21 protein-coding genes and 1 pseudogene are annotated in these 26,348 nt (G+C 73.7%); 16 read left to right on the top strand and 6 right to left on the bottom strand.

Going from position 1 to position 26,348, the window contains the following annotated elements; all coding sequences use genetic code 11:
* Window positions 1-30 precede the first annotated feature (30 nt).
* A complete protein-coding gene (locus ACZ4K2_RS19230) occupies window positions 31-2,505 on the bottom strand; it encodes an MFS transporter (protein WP_467475016.1) in 2,475 nt (824 codons plus the stop codon).
* A gap of 162 nt (window positions 2,506-2,667) precedes the next feature.
* A complete protein-coding gene (locus ACZ4K2_RS19235; RefSeq protein WP_467475014.1) occupies window positions 2,668-3,111 on the bottom strand; it encodes an SRPBCC family protein in 444 nt (147 codons plus the stop codon).
* A 133-nt stretch (window positions 3,112-3,244) separates the two neighbouring features.
* On the opposite strand from ACZ4K2_RS19235, the gene ACZ4K2_RS19240 reads away from it, so the two are divergent.
* The 3 genes from ACZ4K2_RS19240 to ACZ4K2_RS19250 all read left to right on the top strand — a co-directional run bounded on the left by ACZ4K2_RS19240 (window position 3,245) and on the right by ACZ4K2_RS19250 (window position 6,678).
* Entirely contained in the window at window positions 3,245-4,330 is a 1,086-nt protein-coding gene (locus tag ACZ4K2_RS19240) for an Rv2578c family radical SAM protein (RefSeq protein ID WP_467475012.1), read from the top strand.
* 149 nt (window positions 4,331-4,479) lie between these two features.
* Entirely contained in the window at window positions 4,480-6,039 is a 1,560-nt protein-coding gene (locus ACZ4K2_RS19245; RefSeq protein WP_467475010.1) for an alpha/beta hydrolase, read from the top strand.
* A 105-nt stretch (window positions 6,040-6,144) separates the two neighbouring features.
* Window positions 6,145-6,678, top strand: a complete 534-nt coding sequence (locus ACZ4K2_RS19250; RefSeq protein ID WP_467475008.1) for a GNAT family N-acetyltransferase — start codon at window positions 6,145-6,147, stop codon at window positions 6,676-6,678.
* Window positions 6,679-6,685: 7 nt separating this feature from the next.
* On the opposite strand, the gene ACZ4K2_RS19255 is transcribed toward ACZ4K2_RS19250, so the two are convergent.
* Window positions 6,686-7,267, bottom strand: coding sequence for an adenylosuccinate lyase (locus ACZ4K2_RS19255; RefSeq protein ID WP_467475006.1), 582 nt, complete (start codon window positions 7,265-7,267; stop codon window positions 6,686-6,688).
* 410 nt (window positions 7,268-7,677) lie between these two features.
* Between ACZ4K2_RS19255 and ACZ4K2_RS19260 the strand changes: the two genes are divergently transcribed.
* The 9 genes from ACZ4K2_RS19260 (at window position 7,678) to pssA (ending at window position 18,655) form a co-directional block, all read left to right on the top strand.
* On the top strand, window positions 7,678-9,483 hold the full coding sequence (locus ACZ4K2_RS19260) for a 3-hydroxyacyl-CoA dehydrogenase family protein (protein WP_467475004.1): 1,806 nt from the start codon (window positions 7,678-7,680) through the stop codon (window positions 9,481-9,483).
* Window positions 9,484-9,643: 160 nt separating this feature from the next.
* Window positions 9,644-10,462, top strand: coding sequence for a TetR family transcriptional regulator (locus ACZ4K2_RS19265; RefSeq protein ID WP_467475002.1), 819 nt, complete (start codon window positions 9,644-9,646; stop codon window positions 10,460-10,462).
* A gap of 440 nt (window positions 10,463-10,902) precedes the next feature.
* Entirely contained in the window at window positions 10,903-12,240 is a 1,338-nt protein-coding gene (gene ccrA, locus ACZ4K2_RS19270; protein ID WP_467475214.1) for a crotonyl-CoA carboxylase/reductase, read from the top strand.
* Between the two features lie 9 nt (window positions 12,241-12,249).
* Window positions 12,250-14,277, top strand: coding sequence for a protein meaA (locus ACZ4K2_RS19275; RefSeq protein ID WP_467475000.1), 2,028 nt, complete (start codon window positions 12,250-12,252; stop codon window positions 14,275-14,277).
* Window positions 14,274-15,248, top strand: a complete 975-nt coding sequence (locus tag ACZ4K2_RS19280; RefSeq protein ID WP_467474998.1) for an HpcH/HpaI aldolase/citrate lyase family protein — start codon at window positions 14,274-14,276, stop codon at window positions 15,246-15,248. The genes ACZ4K2_RS19275 and ACZ4K2_RS19280 overlap by 4 nt, the downstream gene beginning before the upstream one ends.
* Before the next feature lie 5 nt (window positions 15,249-15,253).
* Complete coding sequence (locus ACZ4K2_RS19285) at window positions 15,254-15,781, top strand: MaoC family dehydratase (RefSeq protein ID WP_467474996.1); 528 nt, start codon at window positions 15,254-15,256, stop codon at window positions 15,779-15,781.
* A gap of 2 nt (window positions 15,782-15,783) precedes the next feature.
* Entirely contained in the window at window positions 15,784-16,989 is a 1,206-nt protein-coding gene (locus tag ACZ4K2_RS19290) for an acyl-CoA dehydrogenase family protein (RefSeq protein ID WP_467474994.1), read from the top strand.
* 168 nt (window positions 16,990-17,157) lie between these two features.
* Complete coding sequence (locus ACZ4K2_RS19295) at window positions 17,158-17,814, top strand: phosphatidylserine decarboxylase (protein WP_467474992.1); 657 nt, start codon at window positions 17,158-17,160, stop codon at window positions 17,812-17,814.
* A gap of 22 nt (window positions 17,815-17,836) precedes the next feature.
* Window positions 17,837-18,655, top strand: coding sequence for a CDP-diacylglycerol--serine O-phosphatidyltransferase (pssA, locus tag ACZ4K2_RS19300; protein WP_467475212.1), 819 nt, complete (start codon window positions 17,837-17,839; stop codon window positions 18,653-18,655).
* A gap of 77 nt (window positions 18,656-18,732) precedes the next feature.
* Here pssA and ACZ4K2_RS19305 read toward each other — a convergent pair whose 3' ends face one another.
* Window positions 18,733-19,884, bottom strand: coding sequence for a glycerate kinase (locus tag ACZ4K2_RS19305; RefSeq protein ID WP_467474990.1), 1,152 nt, complete (start codon window positions 19,882-19,884; stop codon window positions 18,733-18,735).
* Between the two features lie 375 nt (window positions 19,885-20,259).
* Between ACZ4K2_RS19305 and ACZ4K2_RS19310 the strand changes: the two are divergent.
* The 3 genes and pseudogenes from ACZ4K2_RS19310 to ACZ4K2_RS19320 form a co-directional block, all read left to right on the top strand.
* Window positions 20,260-20,505: pseudogene (locus ACZ4K2_RS19310) on the top strand (hypothetical protein); the annotation flags it as partial.
* The gene (locus tag ACZ4K2_RS19315) at window positions 20,489-20,983 is read left to right on the top strand and encodes an NUDIX domain-containing protein (RefSeq protein WP_467474988.1); all 495 of its coding nucleotides are present in this window, start codon (window positions 20,489-20,491) and stop codon (window positions 20,981-20,983) included. The pseudogene ACZ4K2_RS19310 and the gene ACZ4K2_RS19315, both read left to right, overlap by 17 nt.
* 52 nt (window positions 20,984-21,035) lie before the next feature.
* Entirely contained in the window at window positions 21,036-21,773 is a 738-nt protein-coding gene (locus tag ACZ4K2_RS19320; protein WP_467474986.1) for an SIR2 family NAD-dependent protein deacylase, read from the top strand.
* A 453-nt stretch (window positions 21,774-22,226) separates the two neighbouring features.
* On the opposite strand, the gene ACZ4K2_RS19325 is transcribed toward ACZ4K2_RS19320, so the two are convergent.
* Complete coding sequence (locus tag ACZ4K2_RS19325) at window positions 22,227-23,009, bottom strand: DUF4232 domain-containing protein (protein WP_467474984.1); 783 nt, start codon at window positions 23,007-23,009, stop codon at window positions 22,227-22,229.
* A 471-nt stretch (window positions 23,010-23,480) separates the two neighbouring features.
* Between ACZ4K2_RS19325 and ACZ4K2_RS19330 the strand changes: the two genes are divergently transcribed.
* Entirely contained in the window at window positions 23,481-25,787 is a 2,307-nt protein-coding gene (locus ACZ4K2_RS19330; protein WP_467474982.1) for a helix-turn-helix domain-containing protein, read from the top strand.
* A gap of 68 nt (window positions 25,788-25,855) precedes the next feature.
* Here ACZ4K2_RS19330 and ACZ4K2_RS19335 read toward each other — a convergent pair whose 3' ends face one another.
* Window positions 25,856-26,347, bottom strand: a complete 492-nt coding sequence (locus tag ACZ4K2_RS19335; protein ID WP_467474980.1) for a methylated-DNA--[protein]-cysteine S-methyltransferase — start codon at window positions 26,345-26,347, stop codon at window positions 25,856-25,858.
* Window position 26,348: the final 1 nt, after the last annotated feature.

The following is a 26,348-nucleotide window of genomic DNA, read 5'->3' on the forward strand; positions in this document are numbered from 1 at the left end:
CGCACGGCCCGGCGCACGGCCCGCGCCGGGTCAGTCCTCGTGCCCCAGCTGGAGGTCGCGCTCGGTGCGGCCACCGCCCGCGACCTGCAACACCGTGGCGATCGGCGGGTAACCGGCGGCGATGACGGTGTACTCGCCGGACGAGAGGTCCACGAACCGGAACGTCCCGTCGGCGCCGGTGGTGAGGGTGTCGACGACGTTGCCCGCGGCGTCGAGCAGGGTCACCCGGGCGTCCTCCACGGCACGCCCGCCGCTCGCCCGGACGGTGCCCTTGAGCACGGCGCCGCCGGCGAGTTCGACGTCCTGGCGGGTCTCCCGGGACGCCTGCACGGTGACCGGGAGCGCGGCGGGCCGGAAGGCGGGGGCGCTGGCGGCGAGGGTGTACTCGCCGGCGACCAGTTCGGTGATGACGTAGCCGCCCTCGCGTCCGCTGCGGGTGGCGGAGACGACCTCGCCGTGCACGTTGGTGAGGGTGACGGTGGCGTCCCGGACGGGGCTGCCGTCGGCGGTGAGCACGTTGCCGGCGAGGCGGCCGGCGCCGCCGAGGACGACGTCGAGTTCGACGGGCCGTTCGCCGACGGTGACGGAGACGGCCTGCGGCTGGTGCCCGCCGGCCGCGGCGATCAGCACGTACGCCCCGGCGCCGGGGGTGCTGAGCGCGTACCGCCCGTCGTCCCCGCTGGCGCCGCGGCCGATCTGCTGTCCGGCGACGTCGATGAGGGTGAGCGCCGCGCGGGGCACCACGGTGCCGTCGGGGTGCTGCACCGTGCCGCACACGGGGACGCCGGCGGCGTGCGGCGCGCGGCCGGGGGCGGCGGCCGCCGCGGTCCGGGGGCGGGCGTGCGGGATGGCGGTGGTCGTGGTCCCGGGCTCGGTTTCGACGGTGTGGTGGGACACCAGTGGTTTCTCCTTGAGGAAGAAGGCGATGATCAGGCCGAGGACGAGCACCGGGACCAGGTAGAGGAAGATCCGGGGCATCGCGTCGGCGTAGGCGCGGACGTAGGCGTCGCGCAGGGCCGGGGGCAGCGCGTGGACGAGCTGCGGGGTGATCGAGTCGGCGTCGGGCAGCCCGGCGCCGGCGCGCGGGGGCAGCTCCCGGCGCAGGGCGCCGGTGAGCCGGTCGGCGAAGAGGGTGCCGAAGACCGCGGCGCCGACGCTGCCGCCGATCTGCCGGAAGTAGTTGTTGGCGCTGGTGGCGCTGCCTAGGTCGGAGGGGCGCACCGAGTTCTGCACGGCGAGGACCAGGACGGGCAGCACCATGCCGATGCCGGCGCCGAGCACGGCCATCCAGATGCTGTAGTGCAGCCGCGGGGTGTCGGTCTCCAGCCGGGACAGCAGCCACATGCCGGCGGCGGAGACGGCGCTGCCGAGCACGGGCCAGACCTTGTACCGGCCGGTGCGGCTGATGAGCTGGCCGCCGATGATCGAGGCGCCGACGATCCCCGCCATCATGGGCAGCATCAGCAGCCCGGACTCGGTGGCGCTGGCCCCGTCGACCATCTGGAGGAAGGTCGGCAGGTAGCTGGCGGCGCCGAACAGGGCGACGCCGATCACCAGGCCGACCAGGCCGCTGATGGTGAAGACCGAGTCCCGGAACAGCCGCAGCGGCATGATCGGTTCGGCGGCGAGGCGTTCGGCGACGAGGAAGAGGACGGTGGTGACGAGGGCGCCGGCGCCGAGGCCGAGGATCTGCCGGGAGTCCCAGGCGTACTCGGTCCCGCCCCAGCTGGTGAGCAGCACCAGGCAGGTGGAGGCGGCGGCGAGCAGCAGCGCGCCGAGCACGTCGAGCCGGGCGCGCACCCGCGGCCTGGGGAGTTTCAGCACGACGGTGACGACGGCCAGGGTGACCAGTCCGAAGGGAACGTTGACGTAGAAGCACCAGCGCCAGGAGAGGTGGTCGGTGAAGTAGCCGCCGAGCAGCGGTCCGGCGACGGAGGCGAGACCGAAGGCGGCGCCGATCAGGCCCATGTAGCGGCCGCGTTCCCGGGGCGGCACGATGTCGGCGATGATCGCCTGCACGCCGATCATGAGCCCGCCGGCGCCGACGCCCTGGAGCGCCCGGTAGGCGATGAGCTGGTCCATGCTGCCGGCCCGGCCGGCCAGCGCGGAGCCGACGACGAAGACGGCGATGGCGAACTGGAAGACGCCCTTGCGGCCGACCAGGTCGCCGAGTTTGCCGTACAGGGGGAGGCCGATGGTGGAGGTGAGCAGGTAGGCGGTGATCGCCCAGGACATCTTGTCCAGGCCGTGCAGCTCGCCCACGATCTTCGGCAGGGCGGTGGCGACGATCATCTGGTCCAGGGCGGCCAGCAGCAGCGCCAGCATCAGCCCGAGGAACACCAACCGGACCCGGCGGGGGGTGAGTTCGGCGGGGGGCGGCGGTGCGGCGGCCGTCCGTTCGGCCGCCGCCGCCTCGGCCGCCGCGGTCCCCGCGTCCGCCGCGCTCCCTCCGCTCGTCGCCGGTGGCCCGAGCGGCTCGTGCTCCACCAGTGTCGTACCGCCCACGAACCGCTCCCCTCGCCGCACCCGTCACATCTCCCGCGTGAGGCGAGAACTGCGGACGGCTGCGGCGGGTTACGGCGCCACGGGCTCCCCGGACGGAGATCCACCCGAACCGGTGAGGGCGTCAACCGATCGTCAACTGCCTTGCACCGGTGGGCACTTGAGCTACTTGCCGACCTCGGCGGCGAGGTTGTCGAGCACGGCGTCGTAGATCCGGCCGAGGCCCTTGGGCGCGAAGGTCCGCTCGAAGAAGCCGCCGATGCCGCCGGCGCCCTGCCAGGTGGTGGTGACGACGACGCGCGAGCCGCCCTCGCCGGCCGGGGTGACCCGCCAGGTGGTGACCATGGAGGAGTTGCGGTCCTTCTCGACCAGCTCGCCGTCGGTGGGCTCGCTCACCTCCAGCAGGCAGTCGCGGACCCGCTTGCTGGTGGCCTGGAGCTTCCAGTGGACGAGGGTGCCCTCGCCGTCGCCGCCCTCGCGCACCTCGTACTCGCTGAACTGCTCGGGCAGCAGCTTGCGCCGCGTGCCGCTGTAGTCGGCGAGCGCGTCGAACACCGTCTCCGCGTCCGCCGCGACGACCCGCTCCGTAGTGGCCTCGACCTGCGCCATTGCGTTCCTCCAGGACCTGGTTGCTCGGGGTTGGGACAAGCCAACCACCCCGGTGTCCGGCCCCCCAAATCGGGTGCGCACGATCATGGGAACAGATGTTCTATTGTGGGCCCAGCGCGAGCGAGGAGGCGTCATGCGCTGGGACAACCTCACGACGGAGCCGGCGGACCAGCCGGACCCGGCGGACCCGGCCGGGCACGGCCGGACCGAACACGGCCGGGCCGCCGACGCCGCGCTGTTCGGCGCGGACGCCGTGACCACCCGGACGATCGACGCGCCCGGGTTCCGCGGAATCACCTTCCACGAGGTGCGGGCCCGGTCGGTGCTGAACCGGGTGCCGGGCGCCTCGCGGATGCCGTTCGAATGGACGGTCAACCCCTACCGGGGCTGCACGCACGCCTGCGTCTACTGCTTCGCCCGCAGGACGCACGGCTACCTGGACCTGGACACGGGCATCGGCTTCGACACCCAGATCGTCGTCAAGGTGAACGCGCCCGAGGTGCTGCGCCGCCAGCTCGGCTCGCGCCGCTGGCGGGGCGACCACGTCGCGATGGGCACCAACGTCGACTGCTACCAGCGCGCGGAGGGCCGCTACCGGCTGATGCCGGGCATCATCTCCGCGCTCACCGAGCACGCGAACCCGTTCTCGGTGCTCACCAAGGGCACCCTGATCCTGCGCGACCTGGACCTGCTGGTCAGGGCGTCCGAGGTGACGGACGTGGGCATCTCCGTCTCCGTCGGCTTCCTCGACACCGAGCTGTGGCGCACGGTGGAGCCGGGCACCCCCGCGCCCGAGCGCCGGCTGGAGGTCGTCCGCACCCTCGGGGAGCACGGCATCGGCTGCGGGGTGCTGATGGCGCCGGTGATCCCGTTCCTGAGCGACCACCCGGACCGGCTGCGGGCCACGGTGCGGGCCGTCGCGGCCGCCGGGGCCACCTCCGTCACCCCCCTGGTGCTGCACCTGCGCCCGGGGGCCCGGGAGTGGTTCATGGCCTGGCTCGGACGGCACCACCCGCACCTGGTCCGCCGGTACGAGCGCCTGTACGCGGAGGGGGCCTACGCGCCCCGGTGGTACCAGCGCCACATCACCCGCCAAGTGCACGAACTGGCGCGGGAGTACGGCATCGGGCCCGCGCGCCCGGGACGGGCCCGCCGGATCGGCCCGGCCGCCGCGGGGCCGGAACCCGAACCGGGGCCGGTCCAGCTCAGCCTCATGTGAGCGCTTCCGGGGGCGTCAGGGCGCATCCGCCGACCCGATGGGGTCAAGTATCGCCGTGGCGCGTTCCCCGCGGCCCGGACTCCGGGACGATCCGGCGAGGACGGTGAGCCCCGCGGTCCGCCGGACCCCGCCGTCCCGGGAGGACGCCCATGAGGACACGCGCAGCCGCGCTGTGCGCGGCCGCCGCCGTGGTGGCGGGTTCGCTCGCCGCCGTACCCGCCCCGGCGGCCGCCACCGCGGCCGTACCGCCGCCCGCCTGGAAGAACTGCGGCACCCGCGACCACCCGGCCCTCCAGTGCGCATCCGTACGGGTGCCGCTGGACCACGCGAAACCCTCGGGCCGCACGATCACGCTCGCCCTGTCCCGCGTCCCGCACACCGCGCGGGCCTTCGAGGGACCGCTCCTGGTCAACCCGGGCGGTCCCGGCGGCAGCGGACTGGCGCTCGCCGGGGTCGTCGCCTCCTCGCTGCCGGGGAACGTGGCCGCCCGGTACGACGTCATCGGCTTCGACCCGCGCGGGGTCGGCCGCAGCGAGCCCGCGCTGACGTGCGCGCGCGGCCACTTCGCGGCGGGCCGCCCGGCCTCCGTGCCGGCCACGGCCGCGCTGGAGCGGGCCGGCATCGAGCGCGCGCGGTCCTTCGCCGCCGCCTGCGGCCGCAAGTACGCCGGCGTCCTGCCGTACATGGACACCGTCAGCACGGCCCGGGACCTGGACGCCGTGCGCCGGGCCCTCGGCGCGCCGCGGATCAGCTACCTCGGCTACTCCTACGGCACCTACCTGGGCGCGGTCTACGCGAAGCTGTACCCCGGGCACGTGCACCGCATGGCGCTGGACTCCGTCGTCGACCCGACCGGCGTCTGGTACCGGGACAACCTCCGCCAGGACTACGCCTTCGAGGACCGGCACCGCGCGCTGATGGCCTGGATCGCCGGGCACGACGCGCACTACCGGCTCGGCACGGACCCCGCCGCGGTCGGGGCCCGCTGGTACGCGATGCGGACGGCGCTCGCCGGTAAGCCCGCCGGGGGCAGGGTCGGCGCGGCGGAGCTGGAGGACACCTTCATGCCCGGCGGCTACCACGACGGCTACTGGCCCTACCTCGCCGAGGCGTTCGCGGCCTACGTCCGGCGCGGGACCACCGGGCCGCTGGTGGAGGCGTACGACAACTTCGGCGCGGTGGACGCCGCGGGCGACAACGGCTACAGCGTCTACACGGCGGTGCAGTGCCGCGACGCCCCCTGGCCCCGCGACTGGGACCGGTGGCGCGCGGACACCTGGGCGGTCCACAGCGCGGCCCCCCTCATGGCCTGGAACAACACCTGGTACAACGCGCCCTGCGCGTTCTGGCCGGTGGCGCCGCGGCCGCGGGTGAACATCGCGAACGGCAAACTGCCGCCGGTCCTGCTCCTCCAGGCGACCGAGGACGCCGCCACCCCCTACTCCGGCGCCGTCGCGGTCCACCGGCTGCTGGCCCGCTCCAGCCTGGTGGTCGAGCGGGGTGGCGGCAACCACGGCGTCACGCTGAACGGCAACGCGTGCCTGGACGGGTACCTGGCCGCCTATCTGGCCGACGGCACGGTGCCGCGGGGCACCGGGCCGGCCGACGCGGTCTGCGCGAGGTCGCCGGAGCCGGAGCCGCTGACGGCGAAGGCGGCGGCGCGGTCCCGCGTCCCGGCCCCGCTCGGGCCGCCGGCGTCCTCCCGCTGACGGTCCGGCGGCGTTCGGTGCGGCAGCGATACGGCGGCAGGGCCCTCCGGTTCGCGGTCCGACAATCACGGGCGGGCCCGGAGGGCGGCTCCCTAAAGTGCCGTCATGGACGACCGGTTCCCCCTCACTCACCCCCTCATCCGCCCCATGCGGCTCGCCGACTGCGGCCGCGTCTCCGAGATCCGGGTCGGCGGCTGGCGGCACGCCTACCGGGGACTCGTCCCGCGGACGTACCTGGACGGGCTCGACGCGGCCGCCGACGCCGAGCGGCGGCGGGCCCGGTTCGGGCGGGACGACCGGGTGGTGGACCTGGTCGCCGAGCGGGACGGCGAGGTGCTCGGCTGGGCGGCGGCCGGACCGTACCGGGACGGCGGGACGCGGACCGGGGACGCCGAGCTGTACGCGCTCTACGTCGACCCGGCGCACCTGGGCCGCGGTGTCGGGCGGGCGCTGCTCGCCGCGTCGGTCCGGCGGCTCCCGGCGTCCCCGCGCATGCTCCTGTGGGTGGTCGCGGGCAACGCGCCCGCCCGGCGCTATTACGAGCGCGCCGGTTTCCGCGCCGACGGCGCCGAGGAGCCCTTCGAGGCCGACGGCGTGTCCGTGCCCGAGGTGCGGTACGCCAGGAGCCTGCGCCCCTGACCGGACGTCACCCCGGCTGCCGCTGCGGTATCCGCGCCAGCGCGTGCACCGCCGCCTCCGCGAGCGCCGGGTGGGCCAGGGCCTCGGTCAGCACCCGCCGGGCGCGCGGGTCGCCGAGCGCGCCGAGGCCCTCCACACAGGCGAGGGCGACCCGCCGGTAGGGGTCGTGCGGGTTCAGCCGCCGCTCCAGGGTGGTGATCAGGGCGGGCACCGACTCGGGGGCGCGCAGGGCGGTCAGCAGCCGGACCGGGTGCAGGGCGTAGGCGACGCGGAGTTCGTTGGTGGCGAGGGCGGCGGCGGCCCGGGCCGTGCGCGGGTCGCCGAGACGGGCGAGGGCGTGCGCGGCGGAGGCGCAGCGCGGCGGGTCGCGGTGGTTGAGCAGCAGCACCAGCGCCTCGAAGGCCCGCCGGTCGCCGGCCCGGCCGAGGCGGAACGCGGCCAGCTCCCTGGCCCACAGCGGCTGGCCGGGCGCGGTGAGCACCTCCGCCAGTTCGCCGTGGTCCCCGGTGGCCAGCAGGCGGTCGAAGCCGGCCGAGCCGCCGGCCTCCCGCCGTAAGCGGTCCGTGAGCGAGCGCAACTCTTCGTCCACGAGGCCCAGCGTAGAGGGGTCGCGCCGGGCGGGCGAGATACATCACAAAGTCCGGGGGCTGGCGCGCTCGTTACCCGCCGGTTAGGCTCATACGAGCGAGTAACCCTCGCGCTCCCGCTGGCGACGGTCTGGTGACGCGGCCGTCGCCGGGGACAGCTCCCCCGCCCCCTGGGGCGTGGGAGAGTCTGTCGGTTCGGTGCCCTTGGTGCGCCGCAGTACGACCCGGCTCCGGGACAGGGCCGGTCGGAAGTTCCGCCGTTCCCGGGCGTGTGCGCGCCCGCGGCACCGGCAGCACCGGGCGTGTGCGCTCGCAGCCCGGCAACACCCGCACTCCTCTCCCGCACCGTGGTGCGCCCCTCGGCGCACCACGGCGCGTCCCTCGTCGTCACCCCTCATCCTGGAGTCCCGCGATGGCCACTCCCCTGTCCCACACCCCTCCGTCCCCGCTTAGGACGATCGCCGTCGTCGGCCTCGGCACCATGGGCACCGGTATCACCGAGGTCCTCGCGCGGGCCGGCCGCGAGGTGATCGGCATCGACGTCAGCGAGGTCCAGGCCGCGAAGGCGCTCGCCGCCCTCCAGGCCGCCACCGCCCGTGCCGTGGCCCGCGGCCGGCTCACCGAGGAGCAGCGCGCCGGGGTGCTGGCCCGGGTGCGCACCGCCACCGACCTCGGTGCGGCCGCCGACGCCGACCTCGTCATCGAGGTGGCCCCCGAGTCGTACGAGGTCAAGCAGCAGATTTTCCGCGAGCTGGACGGCATCGTCCGCCCCGGCACGATCCTCGCGACCGGCACCAACGCCCTGTCCGTGACCCGGCTGGCCGCCGACTCGGCCCGTCCCGAGCGCGTGCTCGGCCTGCACTTCTTCAACCCGGCGCCGGCGATGAAGCTGGTCGAGGTGGTCTCCTCGGTGCTGACCGCGCCGCAGGCCGTCGCCGCCGTCACCGATCTCGCCGTCGAGCTGGGCAAGGAGCCGGTCGCCGTCGGCGACCGGCCGGGCTTCGTGGCGGACGGGCTGCTGTTCGGCTACCTGAACCAGGCCGCCGCGATGTACGAGGCCCGGTACGCCTCCCGCGAGGACATCGACGCGGCCATGCGGCTCGGCTGCGGGCTGCCCATGGGCCCGCTCGCCCTGCTCGACCTGATCGGCGTCGACACCGCGCGCACGGTCCTGGAGGCGATGTACGCCGAGTCCCGGGACCGGCTGCACGCCCCCGCGCCGATCCTCAAGCAGCTCAGCGAGGCGGGTCTGACGGGCCGCAAGGCCGGCCGCGGCTTCTACACGTACGAGGCGCCGGGCAGCGGCACGGTGGTGCCGGACGCGGCGACCCCGGCGGCCGGCGGTGCGGCGGCCGCCGGCCGCGAGGTCCGCTCGGTCGGTGTCGCCGGGTCCGGCACCATGGCCTCCGGCATCGCCGAGGTCTTCGCCAAGGCGGGCTACCGGGTCGTGCTGGCCGGCCGCGGCGAGGAGAAGGCCCTGGCCGCCAAGGCCCGGATCGGCACGTCGCTCTCCCGCTCCGTCGACAAGGGCCGGCTGTCCGCCGAGGCCGCCGCGCAGGTCCTGGACCGGATCGTGCCGGCCGGGTCCTACGACGCCTTCGCCGACGTCGACCTGGCCGTCGAGGCGGTCGCCGAGGACCTGGAGGTCAAGCGGCAGCTCTTCCAGGCGCTGGACAAGGTGTGCAAGCCGGGCGCGGTCCTGGCCACCACCACCTCGTCGCTGCCCGTCGTCGCCTGCGCCCGTGCCACCTCGCGCCCGCAGGACGTGATCGGCATGCACTTCTTCAACCCGGCGCCGGCGATGAAGCTGGTCGAGGTGGTCCGCACGGTCCTCACGGCCGACGACGTCCACGCGACCGTCCGCGAGGTCTGCGGCCGGATCCGCAAGCACCCCGTGGACTGCGGCGACCGCGCCGGGTTCATCGTGAACGCCCTGCTGTTCCCGTACCTCAACAACGCGATCAAGATGGTCCAGGAGCACTACGCCTCGCTGGACGACATCGACGCGGCGATGAGGCTCGGCGGCGGCTATCCCATGGGCCCGTTCGAACTGCTGGACGTGGTCGGCCTGGACGTCTCGCTGGCCATCGAGAAGGTGCTGCACCGCGAGTTCCGCGACCCCGGTCTCGCCCCGGCGCCGCTGCTGGAGCACCTGGTCGCCGCGGGCTGCCTGGGCCGCAAGACCGGCCGCGGCTTCCGCGAGTATGCCCGCCGCTGACGGCGCCGGCGACCGGTCGCGGCCGGAGCGGGACTGGGGCGGGCTGCTCGGCCCGGGCGGCCCGCCTCCGTCCGCCGGACCCGGCGGTCCCCCGTCCCCCGCGGGCGGGGGACGCCCCGGACCTGCGCACCGGGCCGCGCGCATGCAGTACGTTCGGGTCATGTCCCAGCCCGCCAAGTCCTCACGTACCGCAGCCACCGACGCGCCGGAAAGTGCCGCAGGCAGTCGCGCCGCCGCCCAGCGGCTGAAAATGCGCCGGGAACTGGCGGCAGCAGCCATGGAGCTGTTCGCGACCAAGGGGTACGAAGCCACCACCGTCGACGAGATCGCCGCCGCCGCCGGTGTCGCCCGGCGCACCTTCTTCCGCCACTTCCGCTCCAAGGAGGAGGCGATCTTCCCGGACCACGACGACACCCTGGTCCGCGCGGAGGCGGTGCTCAACGCGGCGCCGGCGCACGAGCACCCGCTCGACACGGTGTGCCGGGGCATCAAGGAAGTCATGAAGATGTACGCGGCGCGGCCGGAGATCTCGGTCGCCCGCTACAAGCTCACGCGTGAGGTGCCCACCCTGCGCGAGGCCGAGATCGCCTCCGTGGCCCGCTACGAGCGGCTGTTCACCCGTTACCTGCTCGGCCACTTCGACGAGCACGCGCACGCCGACGACGCCAACGACGACCCGCTGCTGGCGGAGGTGGCCGCCTCGGCCGTGGTCACGGCCCACAACCACGTCCTCAGACGCTGGCTGCGGGCGGGCGGCCAGGGGGACGTGGAGGCCCAGCTCGACCACGCCTTCGCGATCGTGCGCAAGACGTTCGGCACGGGCATCGGGGCCGGCCGCGCCTCCGCCGCGCAGGCGGCCGCCCCGGCCGCCCCGGCCACGGCCTCCGCGCACGGCGAGGTGCTGGTGACGGTCGCCCGCACCGACGCCCCGCTGGCGGAGGTCATGCGGACCATCGAGGAGGCGCTGAAGGAGCGCTGACGCTCCGCCCCACGCTGCCGGCGGCCACCCTTCGGGGTGGCCGTTTCGGCATGTCCGGGGCCGTTTTCGAACCGTGTTCCGCCAGGTCACCGGGGCCGTTCGATCGATCATCGCTCATCTGTTACGTAAAGATTTCATCTGAGAGCAAGTTCTGGCACTCAGTGCCTTGTCACCTGACACGCGGTGTCATACTTTGAAGGAGTCCGAGCGGACGGCGAGCGGGAACCAAGCGTTCGCCGGCTGTCCCGGCAGGCCGACGGCCTGCGCGCCCGGACGCCTGCGTCACAGGCAACCTCCTGCGCCACAAAGCGCTGCCGGAACACCACCGAGCCGAACCGACGGCACCCAGAAAAACCCTCAGCAGCACGCAGCACAGCACCGACGAACCCCTCAGGCGCCCCTCCCTCAGGGCGCTCACCGCCGGAGGCAACACCGTGACCGTGAAGGACATCCTGGACGCGATCCAGTCGAAGGACGCCACGTCCGCCGACTTCGCCGCCCTGCCGCTCCCCGAGTCGTACCGCGCGATCACCGTGCACAAGGACGAGACGGAGATGTTCGCGGGTCTGGAGACCCGCGACAAGGACCCGCGCAAGTCGATCCACCTCGACGACGTGCCCGTGCCCGAGCTGGGCCCGGGCGAGGCCCTGGTGGCCGTCATGGCCTCCTCGGTCAACTACAACTCGGTGTGGACCTCGATCTTCGAGCCGCTGTCCACGTTCGGGTTCCTGGAGCGCTACGGCCGCACCAACGAGCTGGCCAGGCGCCACGACCTGCCGTACCACGTCATCGGCTCCGACCTCGCGGGCGTCGTCCTGCGCACCGGCCCGGGCGTCAACGCCTGGAAGCCCGGTGACGAGGTCGTCGCGCACTGCCTGTCGGTCGAGATGGAGTCCTCCGACGGCCACAACGACACGATGCTCGACCCCGAGCAGCGCATCTGGGGCTTCGAGACCAACTTCGGCGGCCTCGCCGAGATCGCGCTCGTCAAGTCCAACCAGCTCATGCCGAAGCCGGACCACCTGAGCTGGGAGGAGGCCGCGGCCCCCGGCCTGGTCAACTCCACCGCCTACCGCCAGCTCGTCTCCCGCAACGGCGCCGGCATGAAGCAGGGCGACAACGTCCTGATCTGGGGCGCGAGCGGCGGCCTCGGCTCTTACGCCACCCAGTTCGCGCTCGCCGGCGGCGCCAACCCGATCTGTGTCGTCTCCAGCGACCAGAAGGCGGACATCTGCCGCTCCATGGGTGCCGAGTCGATCATCGACCGCAACGCCGAGGACTACCGGTTCTGGAAGGACGAGAGCACCCAGGACCCCAAGGAGTGGAAGCGCTTCGGCAAGCGCATCCGCGAGCTGACCGGCGGCGAGGACATCGACATCGTCTTCGAGCACCCCGGCCGCGAGACCTTCGGCGCCTCCGTGTTCGTCACCCGCAAGGGCGGCACCATCACCACCTGCGCCTCGACCTCGGGCTACATGCACGAGTACGACAACCGCTACCTGTGGATGTCCCTGAAGCGGATCATCGGCTCGCACTTCGCCAACTACCGCGAGGCCTGGGAGGCCAACCGGCTCATCGCGAAGGGCAGGATCCACCCCACCCTGTCGAAGGTGTACTCCCTGGAGGACACCGGCCAGGCCGCCCACGACGTCCACCGCAACGCCCACCAGGGCAAGGTCGGTGTGCTGTGCCTGGCGCCCGAGGAGGGCCTGGGCGTGCGCGACGAGGAGACGCGCGCGAAGCACATCGACGCCATCAACCGCTTCCGGAACGTCTGAGGGCCGCAGATGACAGAGCGTCAGAAGGACCGTCCGTGGCTCATGCGGACGTACGCGGGCCACTCGACCGCGGAGGCGTCCAACGAGCTGTACCGGCGCAATCTCGCCAAGGGCCAGACCGGTCTGTCGGTCGCCTTCGACCTGCCGACCCAGACCGGCTACGACTCCGACCACATCCTCGCCCGCGGCGAGGTCGGCCGGGTCGGCGTGCCCGTCGCGCACCTCGGTGACATGCGCCGGCTGTTCCAGGACATCCCCCTGGAGCAGATGAACACCTCGATGACGATCAACGCCACCGCCATGTGGCTGCTGGCGCTCTACCAGGTCGTCGCCGAGGAGCAGGGCGCGGACGTCACCAGGCTCCAGGGCACGACCCAGAACGACATCGTCAAGGAGTACCTGTCCCGCGGGACGCACGTCTTCCCGCCGGGGCCCTCGCTCCGCCTGACGACCGACATGATCGCGTACACGGTCTCCCACCTCCCGAAGTGGAACCCGATCAACATCTGCAGCTACCACCTGCAGGAGGCCGGGGCCACGCCGGTGCAGGAGATCGCCTACGCCATGTCGACCGCGATCGCCGTCCTGGACGCCGTCCGCGACTGCGGGCAGGTGCCGCGGGAGCGCATGGGCGACGTGGTCGCGCGCATCTCCTTCTTCGTGAACGCGGGCGTCCGCTTCATCGAGGAGATGTGCAAGATGCGGGCCTTCGGCCGCATCTGGGACCAGGTCACCCGCGAGCGGTACGGCATCGAGGACCCCCGGCAGCGCCGGTTCCGCTACGGCGTCCAGGTCAACTCGCTCGGCCTGACCGAGGCCCAGCCGGAGAACAACGTCCAGCGGATCGTGCTGGAGATGCTCGCGGTCACCCTCTCCAAGGACGCACGCGCGCGTGCCGTGCAACTGCCCGCCTGGAACGAGGCCCTGGGCCTGCCCCGGCCCTGGGACCAGCAGTGGTCGCTGCGCATCCAGCAGGTCCTCGCCTACGAGAGCGACCTGCTGGAGTACGAGGACCTCTTCGAGGGCTCGAAGGTGGTCGAGGCGAAGGTGGAGGGGCTGGTCGACGAGGTCCTCGCCGAGATGGACCGCATCCAGGAGATGGGCGGCGCGCTGGCCGCCGTGGAGTCCGGCTACCTGAAGTCGCGGCTGGTCGCCTCGCACGCCGAGCGCCGGGCCCGGATCGAGTCCGGCCAGGAGAAGATCGTCGGCGTCAACGTCTTCGAGGGCACCGAGCCGAACCCGCTCACGGCCGACCTGGACACCGCGATCCAGACGGTCGACCCGGCGGTCGAGGCCCGCGTCGTCGAGTCCCTCGGGCGCTGGCGGGACACCCGCTACCAGCCGCCCTTCAACCACCCGCGCCCCTGCAAGGCGCTGGAGCGGCTGAAGGAGGCCGCCAAGGGCACCGACAACCTGATGGAGGCCACCCTGGAGTGCGCCCGCGCCGGCGTCACCACCGGCGAGTGGGCGGGCGCCCTGCGCGAGGTGTTCGGCGAGTACCGGGCGCCCACCGGGGTGTCCTCCGCGCCGGTGGCCGTCCCCGCCGAAGCCGGCTCGGCCCTCGCCGGGGTGCGCGCCAAGGTGGAGGCCACCGCCCGGGAGCTGGGCGTCGGACGGCTGCGCTTCCTGGTCGGCAAGCCGGGCCTGGACGGTCACTCCAACGGCGCCGAGCAGATCGCGGTCCGCGCCCGGGACGCCGGCTTCGAGGTGGTCTACCAGGGCATCCGGCTCACCCCGGAGCAGATCGTGACGGCCGCCCTCGCCGAGGATGTGCACGCGGTCGGGCTGTCGATCCTCTCCGGCTCGCACGCCCGGCTGGTCCCGGACGTCCTCGAACGGCTCCGTGTGGCCGGTGCCACAGACATACCGGTGATCGCGGGTGGCATCATCCCGAACGGCGACGCCGAGCAGCTCAGGGCCGCCGGAGTGGCCGCCGTCTTCACCCCGAAGGACTTCGACATCACCGGGATCATCGGCCGCATCGCCGACGAGATCCGCAAAGCGAACAAGCTCGACCCCCTGGAGGTCCCCGCATGACCAGCCCCGCTCCCCAGGTCAACCGACTGCGCCCGCGGCGCTCCTGCCTGGCCGTGCCGGGCTCGAACCCGCGCTTCCTGGAGAAGGCGCAGGGCCTGCCGGCGGACCAGGTCTTCCTCGACCTGGAGGACGCGTGCGCGCCGCTCGCCAAGCCCGAGGCGCGGCACACCATCGTCAAGTTCCTCAACGAGGGCGACTGGACGGGCAAGACGCGGGTCGTGCGCGTCAACGACTGGACGACCGAATGGACGTACCGGGACGTCGTCACGGTCGTCGAGGGCGCGGGCCAGAACCTCGACTGCGTCATGCTCCCGAAGGTGCAGAGCGCCGAGCAGGTCGTCGCCCTGGACCTGCTGCTGACGCAGATCGAGAAGAGCATGGGCTTCGAGGTCGGCAGGATCGGCATCGAGGCGCAGATCGAGAACGCGCGGGGCCTGAACAACGTCAACGCGATCGCCGAGGCCTCCCCGCGCCTGGAGACGATCATCTTCGGCCCGGCCGACTTCATGGCCTCCATCAACATGAAGTCGCTCGTCGTGGGCGAGCAGCCGCCCGGCTACCCGGCGGACGCCTACCACTACATCCTGATGAAGATCCTGATGGCCGCCCGCGCCAACGACCTCCAGGCGATCGACGGCCCCTACCTCCAGATCCGCAACGTCGACGGCTACCGCGAGGTCGCGCGGCGCGCCGCGGCGCTCGGGTTCGACGGCAAGTGGGTGCTGCACCCGGGCCAGGTCGAGGCGTCCAACGAGATCTTCTCGCCCTCCCAGGAGGACTACGACCACGCCGAGCTGATCCTGGACGCGTACGACTACCACACGTCCGAGGCGGGCGGGAAGAAGGGCTCCGCGATGCTCGGCGACGAGATGATCGACGAGGCCAGCCGCAAGATGGCCCTGGTCATCGCGGGCAAGGGGCGCGCCGCCGGCATGCGGCGCACCGGCACGTTCGAGATCCCGGAGGCGTGAGGCGCATGCGGTTCGGACGCACCTACGAGGAGTTCGAGGTCGGGGCGACGTACAAGCACTGGCCGGGCAAGACGGTCACGGAGTACGACGACCACCTGTTCTGCCTCCTCACCATGAACCACCACCCGCTCCACCTGGACGCCAACTACGCCGAGAAGACGACGGACTTCGGCCGGAACGTCGTGGTGGGCAACTACGTCTACTCGCTGCTGCTCGGCATGTCGGTGCCAGACGTCTCGGGCAAGGCGATCGCCAACCTGGAGATCGAGTCGCTCCGGCACGTGGCGCCGACCTTCCACGGCGACACGGTGTACGGCCAGACGACCGTGCTGGACAAGTGGCCGTCGAAGTCGAAGAACGACCGCGGGATCGTGCACGTCGAGACCAAGGGCTACAAGCAGGACGGGACGCTGGTCTGCGTCTTCCGCCGCAAGGTCATGGTGCCGACCGCGACGTACGTCAAGGAGCGCGGCGGCGAGCAGCCCGGCCGCCCGGAGCCGCTGGACGTGTCCCGGCGTGAGCAGGAGAAGTAGCCATGACCCGACTCGCCCAGACCGCCGGCCTCACGGACGTCCAGCGGGAGATCGTCTCCACCGTCCGCGACTTCGTCGACAAGGAGATCATCCCCGTCGCCACCGGGCTGGAGCACCGCGACGAGTACCCGCAGCAGATCGTGGACGGGCTGAGGGAACTCGGTCTGTTCGGTCTGATGATCCCCGAGGAGTACGGGGGGCTGGGCGAGTCACTGCTCACCTACGCGCTGTGCGTGGAGGAGATCGCCCGCGGCTGGATGTCGGTGTCCGGCATCATCAACACCCACTTCATCGTCGCGTACATGCTCAAGCAGCACGGCACCCCGGAGCAGAAGGACCACTTCCTGCCGAGGATGGCCGCCGGTGACATCCGGGGCGCCTTCTCGATGTCGGAGCCGGCCCTGGGCTCCGATGTGTCGGCCATCACGTCGAAGGCGGTCAGGGACGGCGACGAGTACGTCCTGAACGGCCAGAAGATGTGGCTGACGAACGGCGGCACGTCCTCCCTCGTGGCCGTTCTCGTCCGAAGTGACGAAGGACACCCCGAGGGCACGGCGCCCCACAGGTCGATGACCACCTTCCTGGTCGAGAAGGAGCCGGGTTTCGGCGAGGTCCGCCCGGGCCTCACCATCCCCGGCAAGATCGAGAAGATGGGCTACAAGGGCGTCGACACCACCGAGTTGATCATGGACGGCCTGCGCGTTCCGGCCGACCGGGTGCTCGGCGGGGTCACCGGCCGAGGTTTTTACCAAATGATGGACGGAGTCGAGGTCGGCCGGGTCAACGTCGCGGCGCGCGGCTGCGGCGTCGCCCAGCGCGCCTTCGAACTCGGCGTCCGGTATGCCCAGCAACGTCACACTTTCGGCAAGCCGATCGCCCAGCATCAGGCCGTCCAGTTCAAGCTCGCGGAGATGGCGACCAAGGTGGAGGCCGCGCATGCCATGATGGTCAACGCGGCTCGCAAAAAGGATTCCGGGGAACGAAACGACCTCGAAGCGGGGATGGCGAAGTACCTCGCCTCCGAGTACTGCAAGGAGGTCGTGGAGGACGCCTTCCGGATCCACGGCGGCTACGGCTTCTCCAAGGAGTACGAGATCGAGCGCCTCTACCGGGAGGCTCCGATGCTGCTCATCGGTGAAGGCACCGCCGAGATCCAGAAAATGATCATCGGGCGCAGGCTGCTCGAGGAGTATCGATTCGAGGGCTGATTGTCCGGATACGGGGTGTTTCTTCGAGAAGAAGATCACACCCCGTAGACGCTCTTCGGCCGCCGACTCGGCTTCCTGGCTTGCCCAGTTGTAGCCCGCGACCGGTACGATCCGGGAAAGCCGCCGTCCCCCGTCAGAGCGCGGCATCATCCGCTACGAAGGTCATCCATGCCCCACAGCCAAACCTCTGCACACCGCGACAGCCTGGTAGGCGCACGCCTCGCGCGCGGAGCATCGCCGTGGCTCCTCCCGACCGTCGCCACCGCAGCCCTCAGCCTGGCCCGCGCCCGACGCTCGGGAGCGGCCAGGGCCGTCGCCGTGCCCGCCACCGCGCTCGCCGCGGGCATGCTGTGGTTCTTCCGCGACCCCGAGCGCGAGATCGCTCCCGGCCGGGTCATCTCGCCCGCCGACGGCGTGGTGCAGAGCATCATGCCGTGGAAGGACGGCCGCACCCGCGTCGCGATCTTCATGAGCCCGCTCAACGTCCACGTCAACCGCGCCCCCCTCGCGGGCACGGTCACGTCCGTCGAGCACGTCCCCGGCGGCTTCGTTCCCGCGTTCAACAAGGAGAGCGAGAACAACGAGCGCGTAGTCTGGCATTTCGACACCGAACTCGGCGACATCGAAATGATCCAGATCGCCGGCGCCGTCGCCCGTCGCATCGTGCCCTACATCCCCCGGGGGACCAAGGTCGAGCAGGGCGAGCGCATCGGTCTGATCCGCTTCGGGTCGCGTGTCGACCTCTACCTGCCCGAGGGCGTGGAGGTCGCGGTCGAGGTCGGACAGAAGACCGTGGCTGGGGTGACTCGCATTGACCGTGATTGATCCGGAGACCCAGGCGGGCTGGGTGCCCGAGGCTGACGAGGTGCACGAAGAGGAGGAGATGCCCCTCTCTCTGCGCCTGTCGATAGCGGACACGCTGACGCTGGGCAACGCCACGTGCGGCTTCATGGCGGTGTACTTCACCACCACCGGCATCCTGATCCCGCACCTGACCGGCAGCCAGGAGACCGGCATGGCCCGCCACAGCGCGGCCACGGCGGTCATCCTGATGCTCTGCGCGGCCGTGTTCGACCTGTTCGACGGGCTGGTGGCGAGGAAGCTGCGCTCCTCGCCGATGGGGGCCGAGCTGGACAACCTGTCGGACCTGATCAGCTTCGGCCTCGCCCCCGCGTACTTCGTCCTCGTCTACGGGATGGTCGCGGACGACGCGCACCAGAGAGTGGCGGCGGTCGGCGGGATCGTGGTCCTGCTGGCGGTCGTGCTGCGCCTCGCGCGCTTCTCCTGCGTGACGATGAAGGACGGCGTGTTCCAGGGCATGCCCTCGCCGTTCGGCGCGCTGACCGTCGTCTCGATCGTGCTCCTGGAGCTGCCGTTCGTGGCGACGCTGCTGGCGATCCTCGGGACGGCGTGGCTGATGGTGAGCCGCGTGGAGTACCCGAAGCCGCGGGGCCGCCTCGCCGGCGCCATGCTCTCCTGGATCGTGCTGTCCATGGGGCTGCTCGCGGGCTGGGCCTTCGACGCCCCCAGCGGCCAGCTGCTGCTCCAGACGGGCTGCGCGCTCCAGCTCGTGATGGGCGCGGTGATCCCGCTGTTCGCGACGGCCCGGCGGGTGAACAACTTCCGCGACAACCGGCGCGAGTCCCGGGCGGCGCAGCTCCCGTAGCCCGGCGAAGACACGGAGAAGGGCCCCGAACCCGGGACGGGTTCGGGGCCCTTCTCCGTCCGGACGGTGCCGGCGGCTCAGCCCAGGCGGTCCTCGGCGATCCGGGCGGCGACCCGCTCCAGGATCGGTCCCGCGTTCGCGATGCACTCGGCCACGTCGGGCTCGACGGAGGTCAGCGGGTACGCCCGGGAGATCCCGGCGCCCGTCAGCGCCTCCTCCGACAGCGCCAGCCGCCCGCACACCGCGACGACCTCCTTGCCGGCGCTCCGGGCCGCCGCGGCGACCCCGGCCGGTGCCTTGCCGTGCAGCGTCTGCTCGTCCAGCGACCCCTCCCCCGTGATGACCAGGGAGGCCCGCTCCAGGGCGGGCGCGAAGCCCAGCACGTCGAGCATGACCTCGATGCCGGGGCGGAAGCGGGCGCCCAGGAGGAGGGCGCCGTAGCCGATGCCGCCGGCCGCGCCGGCCCCGGGGGACGCCGCGTACTCGGCCGCCCGCGGGCCCACCTCCGCCTCCAGCACCTTCGCGAAGTGGGCCAGCGCCGCGTCCAGGGCCGCCACGTCGTCCGGAGAGGCGCCCTTCTGCGGCCCGTACACCGCGGGCGCCCCCTTCGGCCCGGTCAGCGGGTTGTCGACGTCGCTGGCGAGCACCAGCTCGACCGAGGACAGCCGCGGGTCGAGCCCCGAGAGGTCGGCGCGGGCCAGCGCGGCCAGACCGCCGCCGCCCGGGGGCACCGGCACGCCGTCCCCGGTCAGGAACCGGGCGCCCAGCGCCGCCAGCATGCCCGCGCCGCCGTCGGTGGTGGCGCTGCCGCCCACCCCGAACACGATCGTGCGGGCGCCCGCGTCCAGCGCGGCCCGCAGGAGCTCCCCGGAGCCGTACGTCGAGGCCGTGAGCGGGGCGAAGACCCCGGCCGGCAGCCGCTGGAGGCCGCTCGCCTCCGCCATCTCCACGACCGCGGTGCCCTCGCGCAGCGCGAACGCGGCCGTCACCTCCCCGCCGAGCGGCCCGGCGACCCGGACCTCACGCCGCTCGAAGCCGGCCGCGACCGCCGCGTCCACGGTCCCGTCGCCGCCGTCGGCCACGGGCAGCGCCTCGACCCGCAGGTCCGGCACGACCCGGCGCAGCCCGGCCGTCACCCGCTCGGCGACCTGCACCGCCGTCAGCGAGCCCTTGAACTTGTCCGCGGCGATGAGCACCCGACGGGTCTCGTTCCCTGCAGCGTCCGCCACCTTGTCTTCCCCTTGCTCTCCGGGCCCCGCGCACGGCGGGGCCAGTCGCGCCGCTGTGACCATAACCGCAGGACACCCCCGGCGTCATGCCCCGCCCGAACCGTGGGAAGCCCCGCCTCACGCGGGCACACCCCTGCCATGAGCACCCGGCGCACCGGACCGGGCCTCGCCGACCGCGTCCACGGCGGCCGGCTCGGCCGCGTCGCGGGCGACATGCCCGGCAGACCCGTCGAGCGGGGCGAGGTGCGGACCCGCGGCCGCATCGACCTCGACCGCTGTCCGCGCCGGGCCGCGGCGCTGCCGCTGACCGGCTGCCTCCCCGAGCCCGCCGACGCCGACGAGGCCGCCCTGCTGCGCCCGGAGTGGCGCGCGTGCGTGCACGGCGGCCTGGACACCGACTCCGACGGGGCGACGGCCGGCTCGGTGGCCGACGTCGGCACCGGGGCGCGGGCCGTCCCGGCCCGGTGGCGGGACCCGCTGGAGGACACCGTCCGCAGCGCGGTGTCCGGCTCCGACGGCGTGCCGGTCAGCGCCCTGGCCGAACGGACCCTGCGGCTGGCCACGACCGGACGCGGGAACGGGACGGCTGGTTACCCTTCCCCCCATGACCACCACCTCTGACTTCGCCGCGTACATCGCGGGCCTGCCCCGGGTCCTGGCCGGTGCCGCCGTGCTCTTCCGGGACGCAACGGGGCGGGTGCTGCTCGTCGAGCCCAACTACCGCGAGGGCTGGGCGCTCCCGGGCGGGACCGTCGAGTCCGACACCGGGGAGACGCCGCGCCAGGGCGCCCGCCGGGAGACGCTGGAGGAGATCGGGCTCGACCGCCCGCTCGGCCGGCTCCTCGCGGTCGACTGGGTGCACGGCGCGGACCGGCCGCCGCTGGTGGCGTACCTGTACGACGGGGGCGTCCTCACCGAGACCGAGCTGGCGGCCGTCCGCCTCCAGGAGGAGGAACTGCTGTCCTGGCGCCTGGTCGCCCGCGACGACCTCGCCGCCCACCTCGGCGGCGCGCTGGGCCGCCGGGTGCTGGCCGCCCTGGACGTGCTGGCGGGCGGCTCGGGCACGGCGGAACTGGAGAACGGCCACCGGGTGTCCTGAGCCCGGCCGCCCGGCCCGCGGGCGCCGGGCGGTCCGTCCTACCCTCGGTGGCATGACCAGACCGCTCGTCGCCGTGTTCACCGGGGCCGGTGTCTCCACCGACTCCGGCATCCCCGACTACCGCGGCCCGAACGGGCTGTGGCGGCGGGACCCCGAGGCCGAGAAGCTCGTGACCTACGAGTACTACATGGCGGACCCCGAGATCCGGCGCCGGTCCTGGCGGATGCGCCGGGAGAACCACGCGGCGCGGGCCGAGCCCAACGCCGCGCACCGGGCGGTCGCCGAGCTGGAGCGGTCCGGCGTCCCGGTGCGGGTGATCACGCAGAACGTCGACGGCCTGCACCAGCTCGCCGGGATGCCCGCCCGCAAGGTGCTGGAACTGCACGGCAGCGCCCGGAGCACGGTGTGCACCGGCTGCGGGGCCCGCGGGCCGATGGACGACGCCCTGGCCCGGCTGGACGCAGGCGAGGACGACCCGGACTGCCGGGCGTGCGGGGGCGTCCTGAAACCGGCGACGGTGATGTTCGGCCAGCCGCTGGACCCCGTCGTGCTCGGCGAGGCCCTGGCGATCGGCAAGGCGTGCACGGTGTTCGTCGCCGCCGGCAGCAGCCTCCAGGTGCAGCCCGCCGCCGGCCTGGTCGGGGTCGCCGCGGACCACGGCGCCCGCCTGATCATCGTCAACGCCGAGCCGACCCCGTACGACGACCGCGCACACGAGGTCGTCCGCGAACCCATCGGCACCGCCCTGCCCCGCCTGCTGCGCGAGCTGGGCGGGGGGGCTGGCGGATAGGGGATGTCCCGGCCGACCGCCGAGCGCCCCTCCTGGCGGTACTCGGGGTGCTCGTCGTAGGACCGCGCCAGCACTCCGAGGGCGCACGCGAGCCCTGCGTGACGTGCGTCCGCCGGGTCCATCGCCTGGGCACGAGGTCGTCCATGGCCTGATCCTCGCGCGCAGGAGGAAGAGCCTTCGGGTGGATTCGTCGCTCCGGGAGGGGAGGACGACCGGCCGTGGCCTCGGCCCGCTCCCGATGAAGGGTCGCGGCCGGGAGCCGCCCGCCGGTCGTGCACCGCCGGACCGGATGCCCCCGCACCCGGGTGAGAAGCTACGCCCCGGGTGTTACGCCGGAGTTACGCCACCCGGGCTGACCTGCGCACTCCTGTGGCCAGCGGGTTCGGTGGACGAGCGGAGCGCTCCGCCGGTCTCGTCCGGCGGAGCGCTCCGCTCGCTGGTGTCCCGTGGGACTCAGAAGTCGTCCGCGCCGTTGCGGAGCTGCGGGGTCCAGTAGCCGGTGAGGGCCTTCGCCGGGTCGACGGCGATGCCGGCGCTGCCGGGCGCGCGGACGGCGATGACCGTGGAGTCGCCCTCCAGGACGACGGAGAACGCCGACACGGGCTCGTTGTCCTCGTCGACCCCGCCGTCCGAGAGCTTCACCAGGGCGTAGGCGGGGGCTCCGGCGGTGAGCACGACCGGGGTGGCCGGCTTGCTCTTGGCGACGACCGGGACGTCCTGCTTGTGGCTCTCCAGGAACTGGATGTGCGGCGCGCCCGCCAGGCGGCAGGACTGGCCGGAGGTGTTCTTCGCGGTGAGCACGATGTGGGTGTAGGGCGGGCCGCCCTGGAGGGCGGCGGTGACGGTGACGTCGCGCGCGGTGCAGACCCGGCCGGCGGCGGACGCCTGCCGGGCGGTGGAGCCCGCGGCGTCGCCGCCGCCCGCCGCCTTCGTCGGACGCGCGAGGATGGTCGCGCCGGCCCGGACGGTGGCGCCGGCCTGGACGGTGGCGCCGGCCTGGACGGTGGCGCCGGCCTGGACGGTGGCGCCGGCCTTGCCGGCCGCCTCGGCGTGCTCGCCGTCCGCGGCCCCGGCGGGCGCCGGGGCGGTGGCGGACGCGGTCGCGGAGGCGGTCGCCGAAGAGGTCGTCGCGGGCGCCGACTTGCTGTCCCCGTCGCTCTGGCAGGCGGTGAGGGACAGGGCGAGGGCGGTGCCCGCGGTGGCGAGCAGCAGGGTGTGGCGACGTGCGGCGTTCATGGAGAGTTCCCCCGTGAGTGGTGCGGGGCCGCGGCTCGGTGCCGACGGCCGACGTGGTCGTGACGGTGTGGTGCGGTGTGGTCCGGTGCGGCTCGGCAGCCCCTGCCGGCCGGTGGTGCGGCGGCGGGTGGACCCGCGTGCGCGGATCGGCGAGCGCGGACCGGAGCGGGCCCGAGGCGCCGTGCCGCCCGGGGGGCGGACGGGTGCCGGTGGGGCCCGTGTCGTGTGCGTGTGCCGTGTGGTGCTCGGTCTGTGCGGTCTCTTCCCCGTTCCAGCAGCCCCGCGGGTCCGCGGGGGCCGTGCGGCGGCGGGTGGTCGGTGCCCGCCCCATGCGGCGGGCGTCCCGCGCCTGACCTCAGTCCATCACCAACACCCCCCGCCTCCCAGGCGGTTCCACCGGCAGAAGTACCGTCCGCCATACTTCTGCCGGTGGCTCGCGCTGGACGGGCCGGACGATCGGGGACGTCGACGGTGCGCGGTGGCACGCCTTCCACTGAGGACTTCGGACAGCGGCTGCGCCTCCTGCGCGCGCGTGCCGGACTGAGCCAGGAGGCTCTGTCGCACGCGGCCGGGGTGAGCGTCAGGGCGCTGGCCGACATGGAACGCGGGCGGACCAAGGGGCCGCAGCGCCGCACGGTCCAGGCGCTGGCCGAGGCGCTGGGACTGGACGCGGACGAGGCGGCGGGCCTGGAGAGGGCCGCCGCGCTGGGCCGGCCGCGCCCTCGTCCGGCCGCCGGCCCGGACGCGCCCGCCGCCCTGTGCCTGCCCCGCGACATCCAGGACTTCACCGCCCGCGACACGGCTCTCGCCCGGCTGCTGGACCTGGCGCGGGACCCCGGCCCGGACCGGCCGGCGGTCGCCGTGGTCGCCGGGCAGCCCGGACTGGGCAAGACCTCGTTCGCGGTGCACGCCGCCCACCGTCTCGCCCCGTACTTCCCGGACGGGCAGTACGCCCTGGACCTGCACGGCATGGACGCGGAGCCGACCACGCCGCGGGACGCGCTGGCCCGGCTGCTGGCCGCCGTGGGGGTGGCCGACGCCGCGATCCCAGCCGGCACCGACGACCGGGCGGGCCTGTGGCGGTCCCTGGCCGGTGAGCGGCGGCTGCTCCTGCTGCTGGACAACGCCGCCGACGAGTCCCAGGTCACCCCGCTGCTGGCCGGCCCCGGCCCGTCGCTGACCCTCGTCACCAGCCGTCAGGCCCTGGCCGGCCTGCCGTCCGTGCACCGCTGCGACCTGACGCTGCTGCGGCGCGAGGAGGCGGTGGAACTGCTCACCCGCATCGTCGGCCCCGAACGGGTGCGGGCCGAGGCGCAGGCCGCCCGCGACCTCGCCGACCTGTGCGGGCACCTGCCCCTGGCCGTCCGGATCGCCGGGCAGCGGCTGCTCAGCCGGCCGCACGAGCGCCTGGGCAAGCTCGTCGCCCGGCTCGCCGCCGAGGGCCGGCGACTGGACGGCCTCCAGGCGGGCAGCCTGCAGGTGCGCGCCGCCTTCGCGCTGTCGTACCGTCAACTGCGGTCGGAATCCCGGACGTTCCTGCGCCGCGCCGCGCTGGCGGCCGGGGCGGACTTCAGCCCGGAGACCGGCGGGCTCCTGGCCGGGCTGCCCTACGACGAGGCGGTCGCCTGCGCCGAGGAGCTGACCGACGCCGGGCTGCTCCAGAGCGACCCCGCCGCCGAGCGCTACCGGTTCCACGACCTGCTCAGGCTCTACGCCACCGAGCAGGTCGAGGCCGAGGACGGCCCCGCGGTCCGCGAAGCCGCCCTCGACCGGACCGCGGAGTGGATGCTGCGCCGGGCCACCGCCGCCGCGCTGCACTTCGAAGCCGACCACGACCCGGACGCGCCGTCCTGCGACCCGGACCCGGACGCTGCGCCCGACGGCCGGGAGGAGGCGCGGGCCTGGCTGGAGGCCGAGCGCTCCCAGTGGCTCGCCGCGCTGCGCCGGGCCCACGACGCCGGCCGGCACCGGCAGGTCCTGGACACCGCGGAGGCGATGCACTGGTTCTCCGACCTCAACCTGCACTGGGAGCAGTGGGTGGAGGTGTTCCGGCGCTCCTCCGAGGCCGCCCGCGCGCTCGGCAGCCGGCGGGAGGAGGCGGTCCACCTCAACTACCTTTCCTGGGCCCACAACTCGTGCGTCCACGACCCAGGGGCCGCCCTGGTGGCCGCCGACGCGGCGCTCGTGGCGGCCCGCGACAGCGGGGACACGCTCCAGGAGAGCTGGGCACTCGGCTACGGCGCGGCGGCGCTCCAGCGGCTGGACCGGATGGACGAGGCCCACACGCGGCTGCGCGAGGCGGCCGTCCGCGTCGCCGCGGAGGACTCCCCGCAGGCGAGGCTGGCCGAGCTGACCACCCTCAACGCCCTCGGCACCCTGCTGCGCCGGCTCGGCCGGGCGGCGGAGGCCCTGGACATCCACCGGCGCAGCGAACGGATCTGCCAGGAGGGTGTCCCGGGCCGGGCGGACGAGCTGATCGGGCTGTACCACGCGGTCACCCGGCAGCACATCGGCAACGACCTGGCGGCCCTGGGGCGCTGGCAGGAGGCCGAGCCGTCCCTCCGGCGGGCCCTCGCGCACTTCGAGGCCGCGCAGATGCCGGCCTGGGCCGAGCAGGCCCGGCTCGACCTGGGCCGGACGCTCGCCGCCCTGGGGCACCCGGAGGCCCGTCAGACGCTGATCGCGGCCCGGGACGCCCTCGCCGCGCTGAGGAGTCCGCGCCAGGCCGAGGCCGTCGCCGCGCTCGCCGCGCTCGGCCGGGCCACCGCCGGCGGCTGAGACCCCCGGGCCCGCCCGGCGGGCCCCGGACTCATCCGGCGGCCCGCCGGGGCCCGCGGCCGGGGCCGTCAGAACAGGGCGCTGCCGCGTTCGAAGTCCAGCAGGCGGCGCTTGCGGTCCAGGCCGCCGCCGTAACCGGTGAGGCTGCCGTCGGAGCCGATCACGCGGTGGCAGGGGACGATGATGCCCACGGGGTTGCGGCCGTTGGCGAGGCCGACGGCCCGGGAGGCGCCGGGGCTGCCGAGGGCGCCGGCGAGTTCGCCGTAGGTGCGGGTCTCGCCGTACGGGATCCGGGTGAGCTGCTCCCAGACGCCGCGCTGGAACGGGGTGCCGTGCAGCCCGAGCCGGACGGTGAACTCCCGGGTCTCGCCCGCGAAGTACGCGTCCAGTTGCCCGGCCGCCTCGGCGAAGACGGGCAGCGAGTCGTCGCGCGGGCCGAAGGCCTCCTCGCCGGGGCGGTGCCGCTGCCCGGCCATGTACAGGCCGCACAGGGCGCCGTCGGCGTCGGCGACGAGGGTGAGCGGACCGTACGGGCTGTCGGTCGTGGTGTGCCGGTTCATC

The organism is Streptomyces sp. NPDC025833 (assembly GCF_055558055.1).